Annotated in this window: 19 protein-coding genes, 1 tRNA gene and 1 rRNA gene; 13 read left to right on the forward strand and 8 right to left on the reverse strand. The window is 53.8% G+C overall.

Annotated features, from left to right (window positions below; genetic code table 11):
• Positions 1-73: 73 nt before the first annotated feature.
• Entirely contained in the window at positions 74-541 is a 468-nt protein-coding gene (locus LKD23_RS07235) for a MerR family transcriptional regulator (protein WP_227621067.1), read from the forward strand.
• A gap of 114 nt (positions 542-655) precedes the next feature.
• Here LKD23_RS07235 and LKD23_RS07240 read toward each other — a convergent pair whose 3' ends face one another.
• The 5 genes from LKD23_RS07240 to LKD23_RS07260 all read right to left on the reverse strand — a co-directional run bounded on the left by LKD23_RS07240 (position 656) and on the right by LKD23_RS07260 (position 6197).
• Positions 656-1825, reverse strand: a complete 1170-nt coding sequence (locus LKD23_RS07240) for an MFS transporter (RefSeq protein WP_227621068.1) — start codon at positions 1823-1825, stop codon at positions 656-658.
• A 92-nt stretch (positions 1826-1917) separates the two neighbouring features.
• A complete protein-coding gene (locus LKD23_RS07245; protein ID WP_117930083.1) occupies positions 1918-3291 on the reverse strand; it encodes a glycoside hydrolase family 28 protein in 1374 nt (457 codons plus the stop codon).
• Positions 3292-3315: 24 nt separating this feature from the next.
• The gene (locus tag LKD23_RS07250) at positions 3316-4617 is read right to left on the reverse strand and encodes a TRAP transporter large permease (RefSeq protein ID WP_005920183.1); all 1302 of its coding nucleotides are present in this window, start codon (positions 4615-4617) and stop codon (positions 3316-3318) included.
• 20 nt (positions 4618-4637) lie between these two features.
• On the reverse strand, positions 4638-5147 hold the full coding sequence (locus LKD23_RS07255) for a TRAP transporter small permease (protein WP_005920182.1): 510 nt from the start codon (positions 5145-5147) through the stop codon (positions 4638-4640).
• 18 nt (positions 5148-5165) lie between these two features.
• Positions 5166-6197 (reverse strand): TRAP transporter substrate-binding protein, encoded by a 1032-nt coding sequence (locus LKD23_RS07260; RefSeq protein ID WP_227621069.1) that lies wholly within the window; start codon positions 6195-6197, stop codon positions 5166-5168.
• A 340-nt stretch (positions 6198-6537) separates the two neighbouring features.
• Here LKD23_RS07260 and LKD23_RS07265 point away from each other — a divergent pair, with 340 nt between their 5' ends.
• Complete coding sequence (locus LKD23_RS07265) at positions 6538-7449, forward strand: helix-turn-helix transcriptional regulator (RefSeq protein ID WP_129872974.1); 912 nt, start codon at positions 6538-6540, stop codon at positions 7447-7449.
• Between the two features lie 53 nt (positions 7450-7502).
• Here LKD23_RS07265 and LKD23_RS07270 read toward each other — a convergent pair whose 3' ends face one another.
• On the reverse strand, positions 7503-7901 hold the full coding sequence (locus LKD23_RS07270) for a sigma factor (protein WP_227621070.1): 399 nt from the start codon (positions 7899-7901) through the stop codon (positions 7503-7505).
• A gap of 15 nt (positions 7902-7916) precedes the next feature.
• Here LKD23_RS07270 and LKD23_RS07275 point away from each other — a divergent pair, with 15 nt between their 5' ends.
• The 11 genes from LKD23_RS07275 (at position 7917) to LKD23_RS07325 (ending at position 19825) form a co-directional block, all read left to right on the forward strand.
• A complete protein-coding gene (locus LKD23_RS07275) occupies positions 7917-9182 on the forward strand; it encodes a plasmid recombination protein (RefSeq protein ID WP_227621071.1) in 1266 nt (421 codons plus the stop codon).
• Positions 9183-9833: 651 nt separating this feature from the next.
• A complete protein-coding gene (locus LKD23_RS07280; RefSeq protein ID WP_255668168.1) occupies positions 9834-10049 on the forward strand; it encodes a hypothetical protein in 216 nt (71 codons plus the stop codon).
• 559 nt (positions 10050-10608) lie between these two features.
• Positions 10609-10857: a DUF6061 family protein gene (locus LKD23_RS07285; protein WP_227621072.1), complete on the forward strand. Its 249-nt coding sequence runs from the start codon at positions 10609-10611 to the stop codon at positions 10855-10857.
• Positions 10858-11059: 202 nt separating this feature from the next.
• Entirely contained in the window at positions 11060-11638 is a 579-nt protein-coding gene (locus LKD23_RS07290) for a GntR family transcriptional regulator (RefSeq protein WP_227621073.1), read from the forward strand.
• A complete protein-coding gene (locus LKD23_RS07295) occupies positions 11616-12260 on the forward strand; it encodes a GntR family transcriptional regulator (RefSeq protein ID WP_227621074.1) in 645 nt (214 codons plus the stop codon). Before LKD23_RS07290 ends, LKD23_RS07295 begins: the two co-directional genes overlap by 23 nt.
• A gap of 19 nt (positions 12261-12279) precedes the next feature.
• Complete coding sequence (locus LKD23_RS07300; RefSeq protein ID WP_143406171.1) at positions 12280-12900, forward strand: DUF1847 domain-containing protein; 621 nt, start codon at positions 12280-12282, stop codon at positions 12898-12900.
• Between the two features lie 428 nt (positions 12901-13328).
• Entirely contained in the window at positions 13329-14597 is a 1269-nt protein-coding gene (locus LKD23_RS07305; RefSeq protein WP_227621075.1) for an SLC13 family permease, read from the forward strand.
• 74 nt (positions 14598-14671) lie between these two features.
• The gene (gene ttdA, locus LKD23_RS07310; protein ID WP_227621076.1) at positions 14672-15571 is read left to right on the forward strand and encodes a L(+)-tartrate dehydratase subunit alpha; all 900 of its coding nucleotides are present in this window, start codon (positions 14672-14674) and stop codon (positions 15569-15571) included.
• Positions 15571-16197 carry a L(+)-tartrate dehydratase subunit beta gene (gene ttdB / locus LKD23_RS07315; RefSeq protein ID WP_112147994.1) on the forward strand — a complete coding sequence of 209 codons (627 nt, stop codon included), beginning with the start codon at positions 15571-15573 and terminating at the stop codon, positions 16195-16197. The genes ttdA and ttdB overlap by 1 nt, the downstream gene beginning before the upstream one ends.
• A gap of 411 nt (positions 16198-16608) precedes the next feature.
• Positions 16609-17883, forward strand: a complete 1275-nt coding sequence (locus tag LKD23_RS07320; protein ID WP_120080847.1) for an SLC13 family permease — start codon at positions 16609-16611, stop codon at positions 17881-17883.
• Between the two features lie 1072 nt (positions 17884-18955).
• A complete protein-coding gene (locus tag LKD23_RS07325) occupies positions 18956-19825 on the forward strand; it encodes a site-specific integrase (protein WP_438359808.1) in 870 nt (289 codons plus the stop codon).
• 162 nt (positions 19826-19987) lie between these two features.
• Here LKD23_RS07325 and LKD23_RS07330 read toward each other — a convergent pair.
• Together LKD23_RS07330 and rrf are read right to left on the reverse strand one after the other, a co-directional pair.
• A tRNA-Lys gene (locus LKD23_RS07330) sits at positions 19988-20063 on the reverse strand.
• Between the two features lie 39 nt (positions 20064-20102).
• Positions 20103-20219: ribosomal RNA gene (gene rrf / locus LKD23_RS07335) — 5S ribosomal RNA — on the reverse strand.
• Positions 20220-20333: the final 114 nt, after the last annotated feature.

Here is a 20333-nt window from a genome sequence, read left to right on the forward strand (position 1 = left end):
TAAAGTTTGATTTTATCATACAACTTAAAGCGCACTTTAAGTCAAGGGCTTTTTGAAAAAACGGAGGTTTCAGATGATCTATACCGTAGGCGAAATGGCACAAACGCTGGGCGTACCTGCCTCCACCCTGCGCTACTACGACAAAGAAGGGTTACTTCCCTTTGTGGAGCGTTCCTCCGGCGGCATTCGGATGTTCCGGGAAAACGACTTCGAGTGGCTGCAGGTCATCCGCTGCATGAAAAAAGCCGGAATGTCCATCAAGGATATCCGGCAGTATATTGAGCTTTCCATGCAGGGAGACGACACCATTGACACCCGGCTGGAAATGTTCCGGCATCAGCGGGAGGTACTCACCCAGCAGATCCAGCAGTTACAGCACACGCTGGAGACCGTGGAGTATAAATGCTGGTTCTATGAAGCCGCCAAAGCCGCTGGGACAGTGGATGTCCCCGGTGCGATGACCGATGCGGATGTGCCGGAGCAGTTCCGTGCCATCCGGCAGGAGCTTCGGGGACAGAAGATGCCGAATATCGAAAAATAAGAAATGCCGTTCCAGTTGCTTTTGGAACGGCATTTCTCTTAATCTTCTAACCCATGGCTCCCGGTTACGGTTTTCAAACTTGACGGCATTGGTTTGAGTGACCGTATCCGTCCGTTAATCACACCATTCCAGCTTCTTTGCCTTTGCAAAGAACCCCCACAGAAGGGCCGTGCATCCCACCATGCAGGCAGGCATGATGAGGAAGGAAGTCCGGTAACCTACGGCGTCCACCAAGCTGCCAAACACGGCGTTGAAGAGAATGTCCGCCAGCGAAGCCACACTCAGCACTAAACCCGATGCAGAGGAAGCCGCATGGCTAGGCCAGTATCGCGGGATCAGCATGACAAGGGTCGGATACAGGATGGAGAACAGCAGGCCGCTGACCGCCAAGAGCCACAGGCCCGGTGCCCCCAGCAGCACGCCCACCGTGTACAGCACGGCGGAGCTGGTGGCGAAGAGCCGCAGGCAGCGGTAGATGCCAAGCTTATCCACCAGACTGCTCAGCACCAGACGCCCCACCATCACACAGCCAAAGAAAACAGCGGTAAAGTTTGCCGCCTGTCCCATGGGCACTTCCAGTGCATTGGTGGCATAGCTCACCAGCCAGTTCATAATGCCATGTTCTGCAATGAAGTACAGCCCGATGATCAGCACCAGCGGCAGAAATGCCGGGCAGGCCATGATCTCCTTGGGGGATGCCTTGTCCCCGGTTTTCTGCTCCTGCACCTCCGGCATGGGGAACAGCACGAACAGCACCATGGCCACTGCGCCAATGGCCAGCAGCCCCCACGCCACGGTGTGCCAGCTGGAAATATCCGTAGCCCAGTTGCCAATGATGCTCTGGCTGCCGCTGGTGCCGATGCCCTGAATGAAGAACAGGAAGTTCACAAAAAAGCCGGGGGCAGCGGCAAACATACCGGTGGTGATCAGGTTCATGTTGGTGTTCAGCAGCGTGGACGTACCCATGGCGAAGAACATCCCCACCAACAGCAGCAAATAGGAATCTGTAGTGGCGAACAGCAGCATGGCCCCGCTCCACAAAAAGGTATACAGCAGCATAGCCTTGCGACGGCCCAGAATATCCACCCCGAAGCCGCCGACGGCCAGAAACACGAGGTTACCGATGTAGCTTACGGTGACGATTTGGGACAACTGGGCGGTACTCAGCTGGAAGTGGGCAGAGAAGATGGTGGAAAAAATGCCCCGCATGGCATCGTTCGCGCCCAGACCCACCATCAGAATCAGGAACGCGGCAAACGTGATGATGTTCTTTTTCTTGTTCATTGGTTTATCCCTCAAAAGAAGCCGCCGCCCGGCCCGACCCGGCAAAAGGGGCCAGCGCCGATGCGGCGGCTTGCTCATTATTGATAGGCGGCTCAGCCCAGCTCGATGCTCTGGTACTCCGGGGCGGCAGCCTCAGCAGTCAGACCCATGGTCTGCACGTTGGTGCAGTTCTGAGTAAGAAGCGCCTGTGCGAAGTCCGAACGGTCCTCGCCTGCAAAGCCCAGCGTGGAGTTCCGGACGGTGACACCATCTACCCAGCGCAGGAACATGGCTGCACTCTTCTGATGCAGCATACCTTCCTTTTCAGGCGGAATGGGACGCAGGTCGTACATTCCGCGCTCCCACTTGCTGGTAGCTTCCAGACAGACGTTGACATTTTCAAACAGAACATTCTTGATGTGATTCTCCTCGTTGCCGGAGAGGAACACACCGTTCTCACCCTTGCAGGTGACGTTGAAGAAGCGGACATTCTCGATGCTGCCGCTGTGGGTGTTGGCGTTCCGGTCGTGGGTCGTCATCACGATGGGTTCCGCGCAGCCCCACCAGCACTCGGCAAAACGGCGGGTCTCGATCATGATGTTGGAGAAGCTCACGTTCCGCACACAGCCGCCGTCACGGATCTGGATGGACAGGCCGCGGTTGGTTCCGGTGATGATGCAGTTATCCACCAGAATATTCTCGAAATCTGCCACGCCCTCTGTGCCGATTTTGATCGCGGCACTGGTAGAGGTCAGCGTGCAGTTGGAGATGATGACGTTCTTGGTGGGGCCGTACTCGTTATTGCCCGCCGTGGTCTTGAGGCAGATGCAGTCATCTGCACACTGGACATGGCAGCCGATGATCCGCACGTTGGTGGAGTGATCCGGATCGATACCGTCGGAATTGGTGCAGTCCAGCGGGTTCAGCACCCGGATGTTGGAGATCAGCACATCGTTGCATCCGGCAGGGTGCAGCGTCCAGAACGGAGAGTTCTGCAGTGTCACGTCATGGAACGAGATGTGGTTGCAGTGCTCCACATACACCATGGTGGGACGGGGGTAGAAATCACCGTTGAAGTAGTAACGGCTTGCCCGCTTCATAAAGGCATAAACATTGCCGTCCACTGCGCCCTGACCCGTGATGGAGAAGTTGTCTGCGTCCTTGGCGTGAATAAAGGTGTAGGCCGGCTTTGCCACCGGGCGGTCCACGGCCTTTGCGCCGGAAACTGCTGCCACGGAAGCATCATCGCCGTTGGGGTTGAAATAGGTGGAGATATCGGAGTGCGCTTTCAGAAGGGCACCCTGTTCCAGATGCAGCTCTACGTTGCTTTTCAGCTCGATAGAACTGGAATAGTAGGTATGACCGCCCTCCAGTACAACGCGGCCGCCGCCTGCTGCGTTGCAGGCATCAATGGCAGACTGGATTGCAGCGGCATCATTGGTTGCGCCATCGCCGACAGCGCCATACTTGGTGACTGAATAAACCATGAAAACTTGCTCCTTTTCGCATTATCAGACTGCGCCGAACAGGGTGGGCAGAGCCATGGAGAACCAAGGCACATAGGCTACCAGCATCAGCGCTACAAAGATCGCGGCATAGAACGGCAGGATCGGTTTGATCATGTCCTCCATGTCCATATCTGCTACCGAGCAGCCGCTGAACAGTGCGCTGCCAACGGGCGGGGTGATGTTGCCGATACCGAGGTTCATGACCATCATGATACCGAAGTGGATGGGGTCCATACCGAAGGACTGGACAACGGGCAGGAAGATCGGGGTGAAGATCAGGACAGCCGGGGTGATGTCCATGAAGCAGCCAACCACCAGCAGGACAAGGTTGATGATGAGCAGGATGACGTACTTGTTGCTGGAAACGCTGATCAGTGCGTTGCCGATGGCGCTGGGCAGGCCGGTGAAGCTCATAACAAAGCTCATGACGTTGGAGCCGGCGATCAGGAACATGATGACAGCGGTGGTCTCGCAGGCGTCCAGCAGGATCTTGGGCAGATCCTTGATCTTGATGCTGCGGTAAACAACGATGGACAGGAACAGGGTGTAGGCAACAGCCACTGCAGCGGACTCCGTTGCAGTGAAGATGCCGGACATAACGCCGCCGACGATGATGACGATCAGCAGCAGGCTGGGGATGGCGTCCACGAAGTACTTGAAGAAAACGGAAGCCGGAACCTTACCAGCAGTGGGATAGTGGTTCTTCTTTGCGATGACATACGCCACCACCATACAGGCCAGTGCCCACATCAGGCCGGGGATGTAGCCGGACATGATCATGCCCACCACAGAGCAGCCAGCCAGCACCGGATAGATGATCAGGATGCCGGAAGGAGGAATGATCAGACCGGTAGGTGCGGAAGCGATGTTGACGGCAGCAGCAAACTTTTTATCGTAGCCTTCCTTCTCCTCCATGGGGATCAGAACGCCGCCGATGGCAACGGAAGCTGCAACGGAGGAACCGGACAGAGAGCCGAACAGCGTGTTGCCCAGAATATTGGTGTGCGCCAGACCACCGGGGATGCGGCCGACCAGAATTTTTGCGAAATCGATCAGTTTCTGTGCAATGCCGCCGGTGTTCATCAGAACACCGCAAAGGATGTAGAACGGGACAGCCAGCAGCGAGAAGCTGTCAACGCCGCCCACCATGCGCTGGCTGGCAACGAAAGTGCCCAGATCCAGAGACAGGGTGGAGGCCATGGTCACGACCGACGAAATGATGATACTGACCGAGACCGGGACGCTCAGCGCCAGCAGCAGCGCAAACGTGCCGATCAGGAGCAGACCGACTTGAAAAGTACCCATTTTAGGTTCGTCCTCCTTTTTTATGCTTCTTTGGCAGACTCTGCCTTGGGGCCCTGCTTCATATCGCGCAGATCCTCACCGATGAAGATGAGCGCGTAGAAGATGAACAGGATGGCACCCACAGGGACGCTGGCGTAGATCAGGGGCATGGGCAGCTGCAGCGCAGCGCTCAGCTGATCCGCAGCGGTGTTGACAAGGCGCGTGCCGCCGCCGATCATGACAACAACGCAGAACAGGATGACCATAGCCTGCACAAAGATATCCAGAATCTTCTGGCCCTTGAAGGACAGACGCTTGCTCAGCGCGGTGATTGCCAGATGCTTGCGGCGGCCGTATGCGTAAGCACCGCCCACCATGGTCACCCAGATCAGCAGATACCGCAGCGCTTCTTCGGTCACGGTGCTGGGGTTGTTCAGGATGTAGCGGGTGATGACCTGCCAGCAGACAGCAATGACCATGACACCCATGATAATGGTGCTGAGGACCTGAATGATCTTATCGATCAGGCCGCGGAATTTAACGATCAACATGGTATGCTCCCCTCCTCATCAAGCCTGTACATAGGACAGGAAGTCCTCGTAATAACGGGCATTGTCGGCGCTCTTGGCACAGAACTCGTCGCGCAGGGACTGGGTGGCCTCGATAAAGGCCGTCTTGTCGATGGTGTAGAACTGGACGCCCATCTCCTTGGCGCCGTCGATGTTCTCCTGCACCAGATCCTGCCATACGGCCTCGTGTGCTTCGTTGCCCTGCGTCATGCCGTTTACGATGGCACTCTGCTCGGCCTCGTCCAGACTTTCCCAAGTCTCGGTGGAGATGATCACGATATCGGGCACCATCTGGTGCTGGGTGTAGGTGTAGCTCTTGCAGACTTCACCGTGGCCGTCCTGCACCAGAACTGTCTCGTTGTTCTCTGCGCCGTCAATAATGCCCTGCTGCAGACCGGTGTAGGTCTCGCCGCTGGACATGGGCGTTGCACTGCCGCCCATGGCACGGATCATGGCAATGGACGTGGGGCTGTCCTGGGTGCGGATCTTCAGACCCTTCAGGTCTGCGGGGCCTTCACAGGGGCCGTCTTTGGTGGTGTAGATGCTGCGGGAGCCGGAATCGAACCAGCCGATGGCAAAGAAGCCCTGATCGTAGGTGCTCTTGAAGATCTCCTGCACCGCTTCGCTCTGGTTCATAACGGCAAAATACTGCTCGGTGCTCTCGAACACATACGGCATCGAGAAGATGGCGTATGCGCTGTTGAACTGCTCCATGCTGGAAGCGGAGACCTTTGCAATATCCAGAACACCAGCCTTGACCAGCTGGATCATTGCTGCGTTGTCGCCCAGCTGACCATTGGGGTAAACGCTGAAGGTCAGGTCGGATTCAGCAGAAGCAACTTCCGTCATCTTCTGCAGTCCAACATTGACCGGGTGCGCTTCGCTGTGGCTGTGTGCCACCAGCAGATGCTTGGAGCTCAGGCCGTCTGAAACCGAGCCGCCGCATCCGGTGAGCGACAGGCTTGCGCCTACGGCAGCAAGACCTGCAGCAGCCAGAAAGCTGCGGCGAGTAATACGTCTTGTTCCTATCATGATTGACATCTCCAGTTTTCTTTGTTTGATTGACTGCGTACAAAACCGGTTTTGAGCTCCTGTCGGTCAGAGTGAAACTTATCCCTTCCGCAAAGGGCTTCAGGCTGCGCATTCCCTACCATTTCCGTTCTGCCATGTGCAACAGGCTTTCTGTCAATAAAAATATCGCAAACACGTTGTAATGTATAGGCCTTTTTTGGTAAAAACCTTGCATTTCTTGGTATAATCCAGCCTTTTTTGCAAAATTGTTGGCATTTATTGGTCAAAATATTGCATATATTGGTACATCATGTTATGATGAACTAGCCCAAAAGAATTTTTTGACCGGAGGTATTTTTCTGTGAAAGTCATCAAAACCGATAAACATTATATGGCCGAACCGGATTTTGAAATCGACCATTACAAGGACGCCAGCTATCCTCCGGTCGCTTCTCATTACCATGAGTTCTATGAGATTTTTCTCTTTGTCAGCGGAAATGCGGATTATGTTGTCCACGACAAAATGTTCCGGCTCAAGCCGGGAGACCTGCTGATCATCCCACCTGCCATTATGCACCATCCCATCTTCCGGGACTTTGAGATCCCCTACGAGCGGTATGTGTTGTGGCTCAGCCCTCCGGCTTTTGATACCATGAAAAAAATCGACCCGGACATCGATTACTTTCTCCGTCCGGGTCATGCAAAAACATTTTTGATTCGGGATAGCGTGGACAGTTCCCGCGCCCGGTTCGGGCAGTTTGAAGCCCTGACCCACGCTTACCGGGAGGAAAGCCTGTGTTACCACAGCGAGGGCATGGCCGATATCCTCCGCATCCTCATTGGCATCAACCGTTCCTTATATAATCGGGAGCACGTTTTTGCCAAGGCGCAGAAGCCAAGCGTCCTGAGCAACGCCCTGCATTATATCGATCTGAACCTCAGCGGCGATCTTTCACTGGACACGGTCGCAAAGGCGCTTTTCATCGATAAATACAATTTTTCCCACATGTTCAAGCAGAATATGCAGATCAGTTTTTACCAGTATGTCATCCAGCAGCGGCTGCTGGAAGCTAAACGGCTGCTCATGAAAAAAGAACCGATCTCTTCCATCCCGGCCAAATGCGGTTTTTCTGATTATAACGCTTTTTACCGCTCCTTTAAAAAGAATTACGGTGTCAATCCGCGCGAATATGTCGCTTACCACATGAAGGCCATCCACGGTGAAGTTGGCGGATTATCCCTTGATATCGACCACCAGAGCACAGAATCCTGATATGTTCCGCTGATTTCCGTCATTTTTATAAAATTGCAGCCTTTGTTTTTCAGTCAAACCACCACAATGCTCTGCGGCTGCATGGCATAAGGGTCGGCTATGGCTTCGATGCACCGCAGCTGTTCCTCTCCCGGCAGAACATCATCCAGCAAAACACGCTGGTAACAGACGCCGTCCTTACCCTCCGTCAACATCCGCTGCTCAAAAGCGGTAAAGGCATCCCGCACCATGTCCATCATGGCGTTGCGGAGTGCAGGAGCCGCATAGGTCAGGAACTTCATGCCGCGTGCTGCATCGAACTTCGGCACAGCTTTCCATAAGCCCAGATTGCCCGCTTGTTTCAAATCGTCTGTGTCAAGGTTCAGGCCAGCCTGTGCCAGATTCATGCTGCGGAAAAGGTCATTTGCCACCTTGCCGATAAAGGACTTGTTGTTGTCGATCAGGCTGTCCAACGCGGTTGCATGCCCTTGGCAAGAAATGATGGTATTGACCGCACCAGTGCCCGAAATCTCGCCGTTTCGGACAAGGCCGTTGGCAACACTCAGCAGCACAATGAGCGTGAAAAGGACAGCTATCGGAACCCCGATATTATCCCCCAGCGCGCTGCATGGAACGTCCATTTCAAGAAACCTGCCGCCAGTTATACCGACCTGTTCGCCCAACTGGAAGCTAACGGAACTATCTCCACGCGCGGCCTGAAGCCGGATGCCACCCATTATTGCGAGCTGATTTTTGATGTCAACTCTGCCTATTTCGACAACCACGGCGGCTACGAGTTTGCCAAGCAGTTCTATGCGGATGCCTACAAAGCTGCTGTGCAAATCATAGGCGGTGAGCAGTATATCCTCTCCGCCGTCATGCACGCCGATGAGATCAACCGTGCCATGACCGAAGTACTAGGCCGGGAAGTTTACCATTACCACCTCCATGTGGTCTATGTTCCTGTGGTGGAAAAGCAGATCCTGTGGTCGAAACGCTGCAAAGACAAGGCACTGGTCGGCACCGTCAAGGAGACCGTCATGCAGGTCAGCCGGAGCAAGAAGTGGGCATCCAAACCTCTGCTGGACGATGCCGGAAAGCCCGTCCTGCAAAAGAACGGCAAGCCAGTCCTGAAGAAGTCGTACAGTGTCCTGCAAGACGATTTCTTCAACTATATGCGCGCTGCCGGGTACACCGATGTGGAGCGCGGCGAGCGTGGCAGCACCGAAGAACACCTGACCGTCACCCAGTTCAAAGTCCAGCGGGAGCAGGAGCGGCTGGACAGCCTGACCGCCCAAGCCGACCAAAAGGCGCAGTCGCTTGCCAAAACCAGTCAGACCCTCTCCAAAAAGGAGAAGGAACTTGCTGCTGTGCAGAAAAAGGCCACGCTCACGAAAGAAGCCCTCATTCATGCGCGCGATCTGGATTATATCGGCAAGCGCACCTTTCTCGGTAACTACTCGCTGACCGAAGAAGAATTTTCCAAGCTGAAAAAGCAAGCCGACCACGGCTATATGATGGACGTGGAGAACCTCCGCCTGAAAGAAGAACTTTCCACCGCCAAGAAGGAAGCTGCTCATTGGGGTCAAAAGTATCATGAACTCTGGTATGAAGTGAAGCCCTATCTGGACGCGCTCCACCGTGCGCCTGAACTGGTGCGCAGCTTTCTGGAAAAAATTCTTGCCCCCAAGCAGGAGCGCACTGTGAATGCGCCGCAGCGAAACCGCAAGCGTGGGCAGGATGTAGAACTTTAAGCTGAATTTTTAGATGATATGACAATACAAGGAGAAATGCTTATGGATTTTGACCGTAATTCTATGACCGTCCCTGTGCAATCTTCCGATTATACGAAAAAGTTCTTGCAAAAGGACTCGAATCCCACTACAATGGAAGTGGTCACTCAAACCAATGCCGTCAAGTCTCCGAAAAGCAGAAGCAGCGGTTCCTTTCCGGCACCACCATCCACGAAATGCATCGGCTGCTGGGTACAGCCTTCCAGTATGCCGTAGAGTAGGGCATCCTTGTCAAAAGCCCTGTTCCCGTGGACAGCCCCAAGAAGTCCACGCAGGAGCGCACCATCTGGACAGTTGAGGAAATGCGAGCGGCACTGGACAGCATGGAGGACCCCATCTTGCATCTGGCAGTCCACCTCACATTGGTGGGCGCACTGCGAGAGGGCGAGATCGTAGGTCTGACCCCAGAGGATCTCGACTTTGATGCTACGGATGGCATCGGAACCTTCCGTGCTGATCCGCAAAAAGTTCCTCAAGTGGTAGGATGCACACCCAGAGTTCCCGCGTATCGTATTCCACGGCCTGCGGCATTCCAGTGCCACCTATCAGCTGATGATTTCCGGCGGCGATGTGAAGGCCGTTCAAGGCACCACAGGACATGCTACGGCAGATATGCTGATGAACACCTACGCTCATATCCAGCAGTCCTCCCGTGTAGAACTGGGCAAGAAGTTTGAGGAAGGTTTCTACGCCAAACAGGAAAGCCCCAGCCCGCAGGCTGTACCCGCCGAAGGCGAACCGACCATCTCTATGACCGCTCTGCTGGAGCTTCTGAAGAATGCAGACCCCGAAGTAAAGGCGCAGCTCCGTCTGGCTCTGTTGACTTGATGCAAAATTTACCACGCATTTCAAAGTAATTCCAGCCCATGCAAAGGATTCCTACGAAAAAGCCAACCGTGCAAAAACCGTGCCCTGACCGTGCAGACCCCGATTTTTCGGGGTACATAAACGAAAAAGAGCGTCAAATCTTACGATTTAACGCTCTTTTATGAGCGCACCTCCAGGGACTCGAACCCTAGGCCCACTGATTAAGAGAAACCAACGTGCAACAATTGTCAATTTCTAGAATTACGCAGATTCGTTGTTTTTATCGCTTTATCGTAAATTTGAGTTTTGCATCTGCTGCATCCTTTGCATCTGTTATTCCCTCTTGCATCCGTTATCCAGCTGTTCCGGTGTGCAAAAATGTGCAGAGCCAAAATCAGCCCCTTAAACAGGCATTAAGTTTTTATGCAAAGCCGGGAAACCGGTCAGGTTCGAGCCCAAAACAGCAGCTGAAATCTTGCCTGTTTAGACCAAGCATCAAATGTACATTCACAACTATGATTCATGGCAGGGATTTGGACAATCGAACAGACATCACCTTAATATAGAAAGAGGTTTCCTTATGAACAAACTGCTTTCCTGCCGCTACAACATGGACACCAACCGGGTGGAAGCCCGGTTCGAGGATGGCACTACCCTTGCCATCGACTGCATCGCTGTCGAGAACGAGTACGGCAACACCCCGGCACAGCGGGCAGAGCTGGACTGGCTGCTGTACAATAAGCCGCTGGAATATGCACAGCTTGTGCTGAGAGGGGAGATTGAGCACTACCTGTCACTTGGCTGCGACCATGGAAGAATGGAAGATTGATTGACAAGGTTACATAACAGTTAACACAGCTTGCATTTGCCCTGCAATTTTTCAGAATGGAACGCCCCAAGGGCATCTGGTCTATATCCGGCAGATTTTTCATAAAGAATCTGCCGGATATTTTTGTTTGTCATGAAGGAAGTCTTGCTTTTCACTTCAAAATTGGATACAATATAAAAAAGACATTTGCACGGAGGGTTCTATGGAATATATCGGCATCCAGAAGAAAAACGGCGGTGTGGTGGAAGCCCTGCAGCAGGCCATTTTATCTGGGCAGATCCCGGCGGGCACTGAAATGACCCAGAATGAACTGGCAGAGAGTCTCGGTGTCTCTCGGATGCCGGTGCGGGAGGCCTTGATGATCCTTGAATATCAGGGTCTTATCATCCGCCTGCCCAACAACCATGTAAAAGCTGCTGATTTGAACGAAGATGCCCTGCGGCAGATTCTGGCGTTAGGTGCGCAGCTGGAACGGCAGGCCATGCGTACGCTGCCGCAGGATGCGATGTTGGCAGGCGGCGAGATGCTGCAGCACCGTACCCTGCGGACCGTCCTGCCATATCCGCTGCATCGCAAGCTGCTGGAGAGCATCCAGGAGACCTACATTGCCTTTGCCGTGAGCGCACGTCCTACGCCGGTGAACGACCGGCTTGCCCGCCTGCTGATGCTGGACCGTCAGGGCTCCCCTGATGTGCCGGATGCATGGAATGCCTATGAAGAAGAACTGCTGCATCTGATTTTAACGATAAGGAGTCAATATGCTGGGACTGAAACCCATTAAGCTGCTGCCTGCCCGCGAGCGGGTAGCTTCCGCTTTGCGGAAAGCCATTATCTCAAAAAGTATCCCGGAGGGCGCAGAACTCACGCTGGAAAACACCGCACAGGAACTCGGCGTGTCGGTCACGCCGGTGCGGGAGGCCTTTCAGATCCTTGCCCGTGACGGTCTGCTGGAAGTCAAGCAAAACAAGTGTGCCATTGTGCTGGGCGTGACGGAAAAAACGATTCGGGAGCACTACCAGCTGCGCGCTGCGCTGGAAGGCACCGCCTGTATGCTCTGCTGCCAGAACAACGCTGACCTGTCCAAGATCAAAAACTGCGTGGATACTGCTGAGGAGGCTCTTTCTCATCAGCAGGCCGGAAATTATACTGACTACAACCAGTCCTTCCATTTTGAGATCTGGGAAGCTTCCGGCAATGAAAAAATGCGCAATCTTCTCTCGGAGCTGTGGAACGGTCTGTCCGTTGGTGTGGAAATGAGCGAGTTGGACTATGCCCTCAACTCCCAGAGCGAGCATAAAAAGATCTATGCAGCGCTGGAAGCACGGGATGCGATGGCCTCACGGGCTGAAATGGAAAAGCACATCCTGCGCAGCATGGACGATGCGCTGACCTATTATTTATGAGATCAAGGAGGACAAGACAGTGTATACCTGTGCGAACTGTACGGTTCTGGCCTGCGCCAACAACGCGCCAGAAAAGATGCCCAAAAACTGCCCTATGCGGAATGCTTCGGTGATGGAGGCCGCCCGCGCCGGCTATGATCTGCCCGAGAATCACGATTTCTACGTCAACTGTTCGGCCATTGAGGGGCTTGGCTACTGTCAATGGCCCCGCCTGAAGGAGACGGTGGAGTTCTGCAAGCGGATGGGCTACCACAAGCTGGGTCTTGCATTCTGCAAAGGTCTGCGGAAAGAAGCCCGCATCGTGGCCGACCTGCTCCGTGCGCAGGGGTTTGAGGTGGTGTCGGTCATCTGCAAGACCGGTGGCATCTCCAAAGAAGAAGTGGGCATCCCGGAAGAGGTCAAGATCCACCCCGGCGAATTTGAGGCCATGTGCAACCCCATCGCACAGGCAAAGCTTCTGAACGAACAGCACACCGATTTCAACATTGAGGTCGGACTTTGTGTGGGACACGACTCGATGTTTTATAAGTATTCGGACGCCATGGTCACAACGCTGGTGGCCAAGGATCGCGTTCTGGCGCATAATCCCTGCGGTGCCATTTACTGTGCCGAGGGGTATTTCAAAAAGCGGCTGGAATAAAAGAAGGATAAACCGTGCGTTCTCCAAAACAGATGGAGAACGCGCGTTTTTTTGCAGAAAGCGGTAGCGTAGGGTCTTCTTGTATCCTACTGTTTGTCTGGCGTGCACAAAAATTGGTACATAATCCGTGCAATGCGACAAAACTCGAAAAAAGGGATTGACAATTCTTTGTTTTGGGTGTATTCTCGTGTCGTCAAGTGGATACATTATCAAAGATTAGATATAAAAATTCAAAAAAGACGCTGCCGAGACTCTCGGAATTCTAAGGTTCCGGGCAGATCCTTCCAGAACAAAGAAGGGCTGTGAGGGCACAGCACGGCGGCAAAGACTCTGCACAATGAGGTGCAGCTGGGGCGTTCCGAAAGTCAGGGCTGTTTTGCTCTGATAAAATGGATACATTATATTTCATCAAAGGAGGATTCCCCGGTATGTCAGCAGCAACCATCACCCTACTCTTTCTTCTCTTCGCGGTCGTCATGTTCGTGTTTGAGAAGATCCCCCTCGGCGTAACGTCCATGATCGTCTGTATCGGTCTGGTCGTCACCGGCGTTCTGGACATCAAGACTGCTTTTGCGGGCTTCATCGACAGCAACGTCATCCTGTTCGTCGCCATGTTCATCGTCGGCGGTGCCCTGTTTGAAACAGGTATGGCCAACAAGATCGGCGGCATCGTCACCCACTTTGCCAGATCCGAACGCAGCCTCATCGTGGCTATCATGGTCATCGTTGGCCTGATGAGCGGTGTGCTCTCCAACACCGGCACCGCCGCCGTCCTGATCCCCGTGGTCATCGGCATTGCGGCAAAGTCCGGCTATGCCCGCTCCAAGCTGCTGATGCCGCTGGTATTTGCAGCGGCCATGGGCGGCAACCTTTCCCTCATCGGCGCACCGGGCAACCTCATCGCCCAGAGCGCTCTGGGTGAGATCGGGATGTCCTTCGGCTTCTTCGAGTACGCTATCGTGGGCCTGCCCATCCTCGCCGTCGGCATCCTCTTCTATGCCACCCTTGGCATGAAGCTGCTGCCCAACCACCCCGTCTCCGATGATGACTCCTTCAGCGGCGAGCAGGACTTCAGCAATGTTCCCAAGTGGAAACAGGTGCTCTCCCTCGTTATCCTCGTGCTCACCCTGTTGGGCATGATTTTTGAAAAGCAGATCGGCATCAAACTCTGCATCACCGGCTGTATCGGTGCGCTGGCTCTGATCCTCACCGGTGTCATCTCCGAGAAAGACGCCCTGAAGTCCATCGACCTCAAGACCATCTTCCTCTTCGGCGGCACACTGTCTCTGGCCTCTGCACTGGATAAGACCGGCGCAGGCGCAGAGATTGCAAACATCGTCATTGGTGCTCTGGGCGAGAATCCCTCTCCCTACGTCCTGACTCTGGTGGTTTTCCTGCTCTGCTGCGTCATGACCAACTTCATGTCCAACACCGCAACCACCGCTCTGATGGTTCCCATCTGCCTGAGCATCGCACAGGGCATGGGTGCCGACCCCCGCGCCGTCCTGATGGCTTGTGTCATCGGCGGCTCCTGCGCTTACGCAACACCCATCGGTATGCCCGCCAACACCATGGTGGTTTCCGCCGGCGGTTACACCTTCAAGGATTATGCCAAGGCTGGCCTGCCCCTCATCCTCATCGCAACGGTTGTCAGCATGGTGATCCTTCCCATCGCATTTCCGTTCTTCCCGCAGTAATACGGGCAGAGCGTTGAATAAGTGAAGCAAACACACAAATGTACCAAAGCCAAATCATTCAAGGAGGAAATGGAATGAACAAACAGGAACAGGTGCAGCAGATGACGACCTATATGGCGAACTTTGTGAGCCATATCGCCAAGGTGCTGCCGGACGACATCATTGCCAAGCTCGATGAGCTGGGCGCACAGGAGGACGCACCGCTGTCCAAGGTCATTTATGAGACCATGAAGCGGAACCAGAAGCTGGCCAAGGAGCTGAACCGCCCCAGCTGTCAGGATACTGGTGTGCTCCAGTTCTGGGTAAAGTGCGGTGTGAACTTCCCGCTCATCGGCGAGGTGGAGGGTCTGCTGAAGGAGGCTGTGGTCAAGGCTACCTTTGAAGCACCTCTGCGCCACAACAGTGTTGAGACCTTCGATGAGTTCAATACCGGCCGCAACGTCGGCAAAGGCACCCCTACCGTCTGGTGGGATATCATCCCGAACAGCGACAAGTGTGAGATCTACGCCTACATGGCAGGCGGCGGCTGCACCCTGCCGGGCAAGGCCATGGTTCTGATGCCCGGTGCAGGTTACGAAGGTGTGACCAAGTTCGTCATGGATGTCATGACCAGCTACGGCATCAATGCCTGCCCTCCGCTGCTGGTGGGCGTGGGCGTTGCCACCTCTGTTGAGACCGCCGCTCTGCTGTCCAAGAAGGCTCTGATGCGTCCTCTGGGCAGCCACAATGAGAACGAGCGCGCAGCCTATATGGAGAAGCTGCTGGAGGACGGCATCAACTCCATCGGCCTTGGCCCTCAGGGCATGGGCGGCAAGTACTCCGTCATGGGCGTGCACATCGAGAACACTGCCCGCCATCCTTCTGCCATCGGCGTTGCCGTCAACGTGGGCTGCTGGAGCCATCGCCGCGGCCACATCATTTTTGATAAAGATCTGAACTACACCATTGATACTCATTCGGGGGTGACTTTGTAATGCTGACCATTAAAGACGGAAAGAAGATCCTTACTACTCCGGTTTCCGCAGAGGACCTGAAGGACATCCATATCGGTGATGTCGTTTACCTGAACGGCGACCTGACCACCTGCCGTGACGTGGCGCACCGCCGCCTCGTGGAAGAGGGCCGCCCGCTGCCTGTGGATGTCAAGGACGCTGCCATTTTCCACGCCGGCCCCATCATTCGCCCTCTGGAGGACGACAAGTTCGAGATGGTGTCTGTGGGCCCCACCACCTCCATGCGTATGGAGAAGTTCGAGTATGAGTTCGTGCAGAAGTCCGGTGTCCGCGTTATCGTGGGCAAGGGCGGCATGGGCCCCAACACCGAGCGCGCCTGCAAGGAGTTCGGTGCCATCCACTGTGTTTTCCCTGCCGGTAACGCCGTTGTGGCTGCCACCGAGGTGGAGGAGATCGTCGAGGCCCAGTGGCGTGACCTCGGTATGCCGGAAACTCTGTGGCACTGCCACGTTAACGAGTTTGGCCCCCTGATCGTTTCCATCGACGCTGAGGGCCGCAACCTGTTCGAAGAGAACAAGGTCATCTTCAATGAGCGCAAGGAAAAGGCCATCGAAGAGATCTGCAAGCACGTCGGCTTTATTAAGTAATCCGGATATCCTCTCAGCGGGGGACAGACTTCACTCATTATTTCCTTTCATACGATTCTCCTAAATCGTTTTTCTTACCCCAAGTTTCTTGCTCAGCTTAATTTGCCACGTATTTGTTCTCCGCAATTTGCCCCGGAACCCTTTTCCGCGCAAAGGGTTCCGGGGCGTTATTTGTTCCTGGAAGGAAATGCAGACAAAGACGATCTTGCCCGTTCTTTTTGTTCTGCACACCTTATATAAAGTTCCTTTGGAAAATTGTATTTTTCGACAAAAGTATAACAAATCCCTTGACAAGCGTGGTCTTTCGGTGTATTCTTTTCTTGTTTATTGGATACATTATCAAATATAAACATTCAAGTGCCACTGCTTTGCATCTGCAAGGTGGAAGTAATCCACAGGAGGACAACCCAAATGAGCCCATTGGAGATCACACTGGTCATCCTGCTTGTAACGATCATCGCCTTTGTATCCGGTAAAGTCCCGTTCTCGGTCATTTCTACCGGCATCATTCTGGCGCTGATCCTCACCGGCATCAAGACCCCTGCCGAGGCCTTTGGCGGCTTCATCAACACGAACGTGGTCATGTTCGTAGCCATGTTCGTCATCGGTGCAGGGCTGACCAAAACGCCCCTGATTGACAAAGCCCAGAGTCTGGTCATCCGCTACAAGGACAATATGCGGATGCTGATCTTTCTTTCCTGCGTGGCAGGTGCGTTTCTGGGTGCCATCACCAGTGCCACCGCAACTGCCGCTATCATGATCCCGCTGCTGGTAGGCATTGCGAACGACATCGGCGTGAGCCGCAGCAAGCTGCTGTATCCTTCTATGGCCTGTGCCAACATTGCCACCCAGATGACCTTTCTCGGTCAGGGTGCTTCCAACATGGCATGGAACGATGTCATGATGCAGGCCGGCGCACCGACACCGCTGCACATCTGGGATTTCACCATCGCACGCATCCCGATGCTGACCATTGCCATCCTGTACATGACCTTTGTTGGCTATAAGCTGATGCCGGATATTCCCAACGAGCAGTTTTCAGATGCAGCACATACGGCTTCTGAGAGCGAAAAACTCAGCCCCTTCAAGCGCAAACTGGCTGTCCTGATCGTTCTGGTCTCCATTGCAATGATGCTGCTGGAAAATGTCATTGGTGTCAAGATGTATCTCACTTCCTGCATCGGCGCTGCCGCTCTGGTGCTGACGGGCGTGCTGACCGAGAGGGAAGCCCTCAACTCCATCCACCAGCCGACCATTTTCCTGTTTGCCGGTGTGCTGGCTCTGTCGGACGCCATCCAGACCACCGGTGCAGGCGATGTGGTGGCAGACTGGATGATTCGCCTGCTGGGCGATACCACCAATCCGTACATCATTATGCTGGTGTTCTTCCTTGTTCCCTTCATTCTGACACAGGTCATGTCCAATCTGGCTACCCTGACCATCTTCATCCCACTGGTCACTTCCGCCTGTATCCGCATGGGCGTAGACCCCCGTGCTGCCGTGGTCGGCGTGATCACAGCCAGCTGTGTGTCCATCATGACCCCCATGGCAGCTCCCTGCCAGATCATGATCATCGAGCCGGGCGGATACACCTTGAAGGATTATCTCAAGTGTGGTACCCCGCTGGCGCTCATCCTCATTGTCGTGTCCGTATTTTTCCTGCCGACACTTTATCCTTTTGCCTGATTCTATTTTCCCACCGCAGTAGTATCCGCAAACTGCATATCATAAATATGCCGTTCTGATCGGCGCTATTTTTGAAAACCGCAATAAAAGCAGCAGAATTTTTTGAGCATCTCATAATTCTTTCAAGAGGGCTGGCACCGTCCGGCCCTCTCTCTTTTTGCCAAAGTTTCCCTTGTGTTTTCTTGCAAACTGCCGAAATCAGCGTGTTCTCAAAAGTTCGCGTTTGCGAAGCGTAGCGCAGCAATGAAAGCCCCAGTGGGGCTTTTAAGCGACAGAACGGTCTTGCGTAGCAAGATGGAGGGGCCTTGCCCCGACAAGTTCACGTTGACATGGCTCGATTTTTGTGGTAACCTATTCCAACAATTTATCGCAATTTTCAAAAATAGTGCCTACCAAAACAGCATCTTTGCGATATGCAGTTTGCGGATGTTGCTTGTGCATTAAAAACGCAAACTGCTATAATATAACATATTTACTTAGAGTTCCAGCTCGGCTCCCGAAGGAGTCGGATCAAGTTTTTAACTTTCTTATCGCTACATAGCAAACCCGAACCAAGGCCATCCCGGAAGGGATGGTCAGGTTCAGGTTGTTGTGTGGCGATTTTTTATTTCCAAATCCAGCACCGCACCTTGAAAACCGCATGACCGTCTGCATGGGATACACGGCGATGACCCCGCAAGAGCGAGCCGGAAAACGCCGCCGAGAGGGGGCAGGAAATCCATGCAGGGAGAACGGCACACTTAATATCTACTGGTCAAGATGGTCAGTAGATGTGGTGAATGACACAAAGCGTCATTCACCAGAAAAACCTTATGCGTTACGGCTCACCTCATGTGGACGAAACGTCCACATGAGGTAAACTGTCGCAGCCTAATTCAATGTGTTCAAACTGAGCACATTGACTCTGTCCGTGTTACAGCTGACCTCGACTTGACATTTTGTCAAGCCACGGTGAAATCTGGTAACGAAGAACACACTCCCCGAACCGTTGAGGATGTGAAGGAGATGCTGACCAAGCACTCCAACAGTGAAATCCAGCGGACGATCCAAAACTGCATCACGATTTTGCAGAATGACCATGTGCTTGCCGATCTACAACAGCAGCAACTACAAGCTGGCGTTCAGCCCTGCCATTCAGGAAACGCTACAAGCCCATCAGCAGGACTTCATGCAGGAGGACGCGCGGGCTGGCATGATCTACGCCTTTTTGGAGGACTACACGGGTAACCGGGTGTGTTCCAAGCAGCTTTATACCGCCGATGGGCGTGGCGCTATCTCGATCAGCAAGACCATGCAGCGAGCCAACAAGGACGCTTTGGAAAAGCTCGACCCCAATCAGGTCTACCACACCTTCCCGGACAGGCGTGCGGGCAGCAAGTCCTCTCTCATCCTGAAAAAGCCCAAGACCAAGAAGTCCAACCGCATCCTGTATATGACCAAACCTCTGAAAGCGGAGCTTCTGGCATGGCTTGAAAAGCTCAAGCAGGACGAGCAGAACGCCCCAGAAAAGTACAGCAACTGCGGGCAGCTGTTCCGGCTCTCGGATGGCTTGCCCATCGCACCGGAGCTGCTGACAAAATGGTACCGCCTGTGGAGAGCGGAGCATCCAGAGTTTGAACAGATCGTGTTCCACGGTCTGCGGCATTCCAGTGCGACCTATCAGCTGATGATCTCCGGCGGCGATGTGAAAGCTGTTCAGGGAACCACAGGACACGCTACGGCAGATATGCTGGTAAACACCTACGCCCATATCCAGCAGTCCTCTCGTGTAGAACTGGGCAGGAAGTTTGAGGAAGGATTCTATGCCAAACAGGAAAGCCCCAGCCCGCAGGCTGTACCCGCCGCAGGCGAACCGACCATTTCTATGACCGCTCTGCTGGAACTTTTGAAGAACGCAGACCCCGAAGTAAAGGCGCAGCTCCGTCTGGCACTGCTGACCTGATGCAAAATCTACCACGCATTTCAAAGCAATTCCAGCCCATGCAGAGGATTCCCACGAAAACGCCGACCGTGCAAAAACCGTGCATCGACCGTACAGACCCCGATTTTTCGGGGTTATATAACAAAAAAGAACGCCAAATCTTGCGATTTGACGTTCAATATCTGGTGCACCTCCAGGGACTCGAACCCTGGGCCCACTGATTAAGAGTCAGTTGCTCTACCAACTGAGCTAGAGGTGCATATTGTCAAGATGCGGTTTCTTCATCCTGACAACTATGAGTCGGCGACTACCTATTTTCACAAGCCGTTTCCAGCTAACTATCTTGGGCACGAGTGAGCTTAACTGCTGTGTTCGGAATGGGAACAGGTGGAACCTCACCGTCATCGTCACCGACCATATGACTGACCAAGTATAACACATTGCTGTGTTCTTGTCCAGTATTTTTAGAAGGACGTGCCTTCAAAACTGAATAATCACTGCTTACATTTTTTCGTTGACTCTAAGAGTC

Source organism: Faecalibacterium butyricigenerans (genome assembly GCF_020687345.1).
Classification (GTDB): Bacteria; Bacillota; Clostridia; order Oscillospirales; family Ruminococcaceae; genus Faecalibacterium; species Faecalibacterium butyricigenerans.

What these genes read in the sequence shown, in the direction of transcription:
- LKD23_RS07235 (WP_227621067.1), top strand. Translation starts at nt 74, where the DNA reads ATGATCTATACCGTAGGCGAAATGGCACAAACGCTGGGCGTACCTGCC.
- LKD23_RS07305 (WP_227621075.1), top strand. Translation starts at nt 13,329, where the DNA reads ATGTCAGCAGCAACCATCACCCTACTCTTTCTTCTCTTCGCGGTCGTC.
- LKD23_RS07245 (WP_117930083.1), bottom strand. Translation starts at nt 3,291, where the DNA reads ATGGTTTATTCAGTCACCAAGTATGGCGCTGTCGGCGATGGCGCAACC.
- LKD23_RS07285 (WP_227621072.1), top strand. Translation starts at nt 10,609, where the DNA reads ATGAACAAACTGCTTTCCTGCCGCTACAACATGGACACCAACCGGGTG.
- LKD23_RS07250 (WP_005920183.1), bottom strand. Translation starts at nt 4,617, where the DNA reads ATGGGTACTTTTCAAGTCGGTCTGCTCCTGATCGGCACGTTTGCGCTG.
- LKD23_RS07290 (WP_227621073.1), top strand. Translation starts at nt 11,060, where the DNA reads ATGGAATATATCGGCATCCAGAAGAAAAACGGCGGTGTGGTGGAAGCC.
- ttdA (WP_227621076.1), top strand. Translation starts at nt 14,672, where the DNA reads ATGAACAAACAGGAACAGGTGCAGCAGATGACGACCTATATGGCGAAC.
- LKD23_RS07295 (WP_227621074.1), top strand. Translation starts at nt 11,616, where the DNA reads ATGCTGGGACTGAAACCCATTAAGCTGCTGCCTGCCCGCGAGCGGGTA.
- LKD23_RS07255 (WP_005920182.1), bottom strand. Translation starts at nt 5,147, where the DNA reads ATGTTGATCGTTAAATTCCGCGGCCTGATCGATAAGATCATTCAGGTC.
- ttdB (WP_112147994.1), top strand. Translation starts at nt 15,571, where the DNA reads ATGCTGACCATTAAAGACGGAAAGAAGATCCTTACTACTCCGGTTTCC.
- LKD23_RS07325 (WP_438359808.1), top strand. Translation starts at nt 18,956, where the DNA reads ATGACCATGTGCTTGCCGATCTACAACAGCAGCAACTACAAGCTGGCG.
- LKD23_RS07240 (WP_227621068.1), bottom strand. Translation starts at nt 1,825, where the DNA reads ATGAACAAGAAAAAGAACATCATCACGTTTGCCGCGTTCCTGATTCTG.
- LKD23_RS07280 (WP_255668168.1), top strand. Translation starts at nt 9,834, where the DNA reads ATGCTGATGAACACCTACGCTCATATCCAGCAGTCCTCCCGTGTAGAA.
- LKD23_RS07320 (WP_120080847.1), top strand. Translation starts at nt 16,609, where the DNA reads ATGAGCCCATTGGAGATCACACTGGTCATCCTGCTTGTAACGATCATC.
- LKD23_RS07260 (WP_227621069.1), bottom strand. Translation starts at nt 6,197, where the DNA reads ATGATAGGAACAAGACGTATTACTCGCCGCAGCTTTCTGGCTGCTGCA.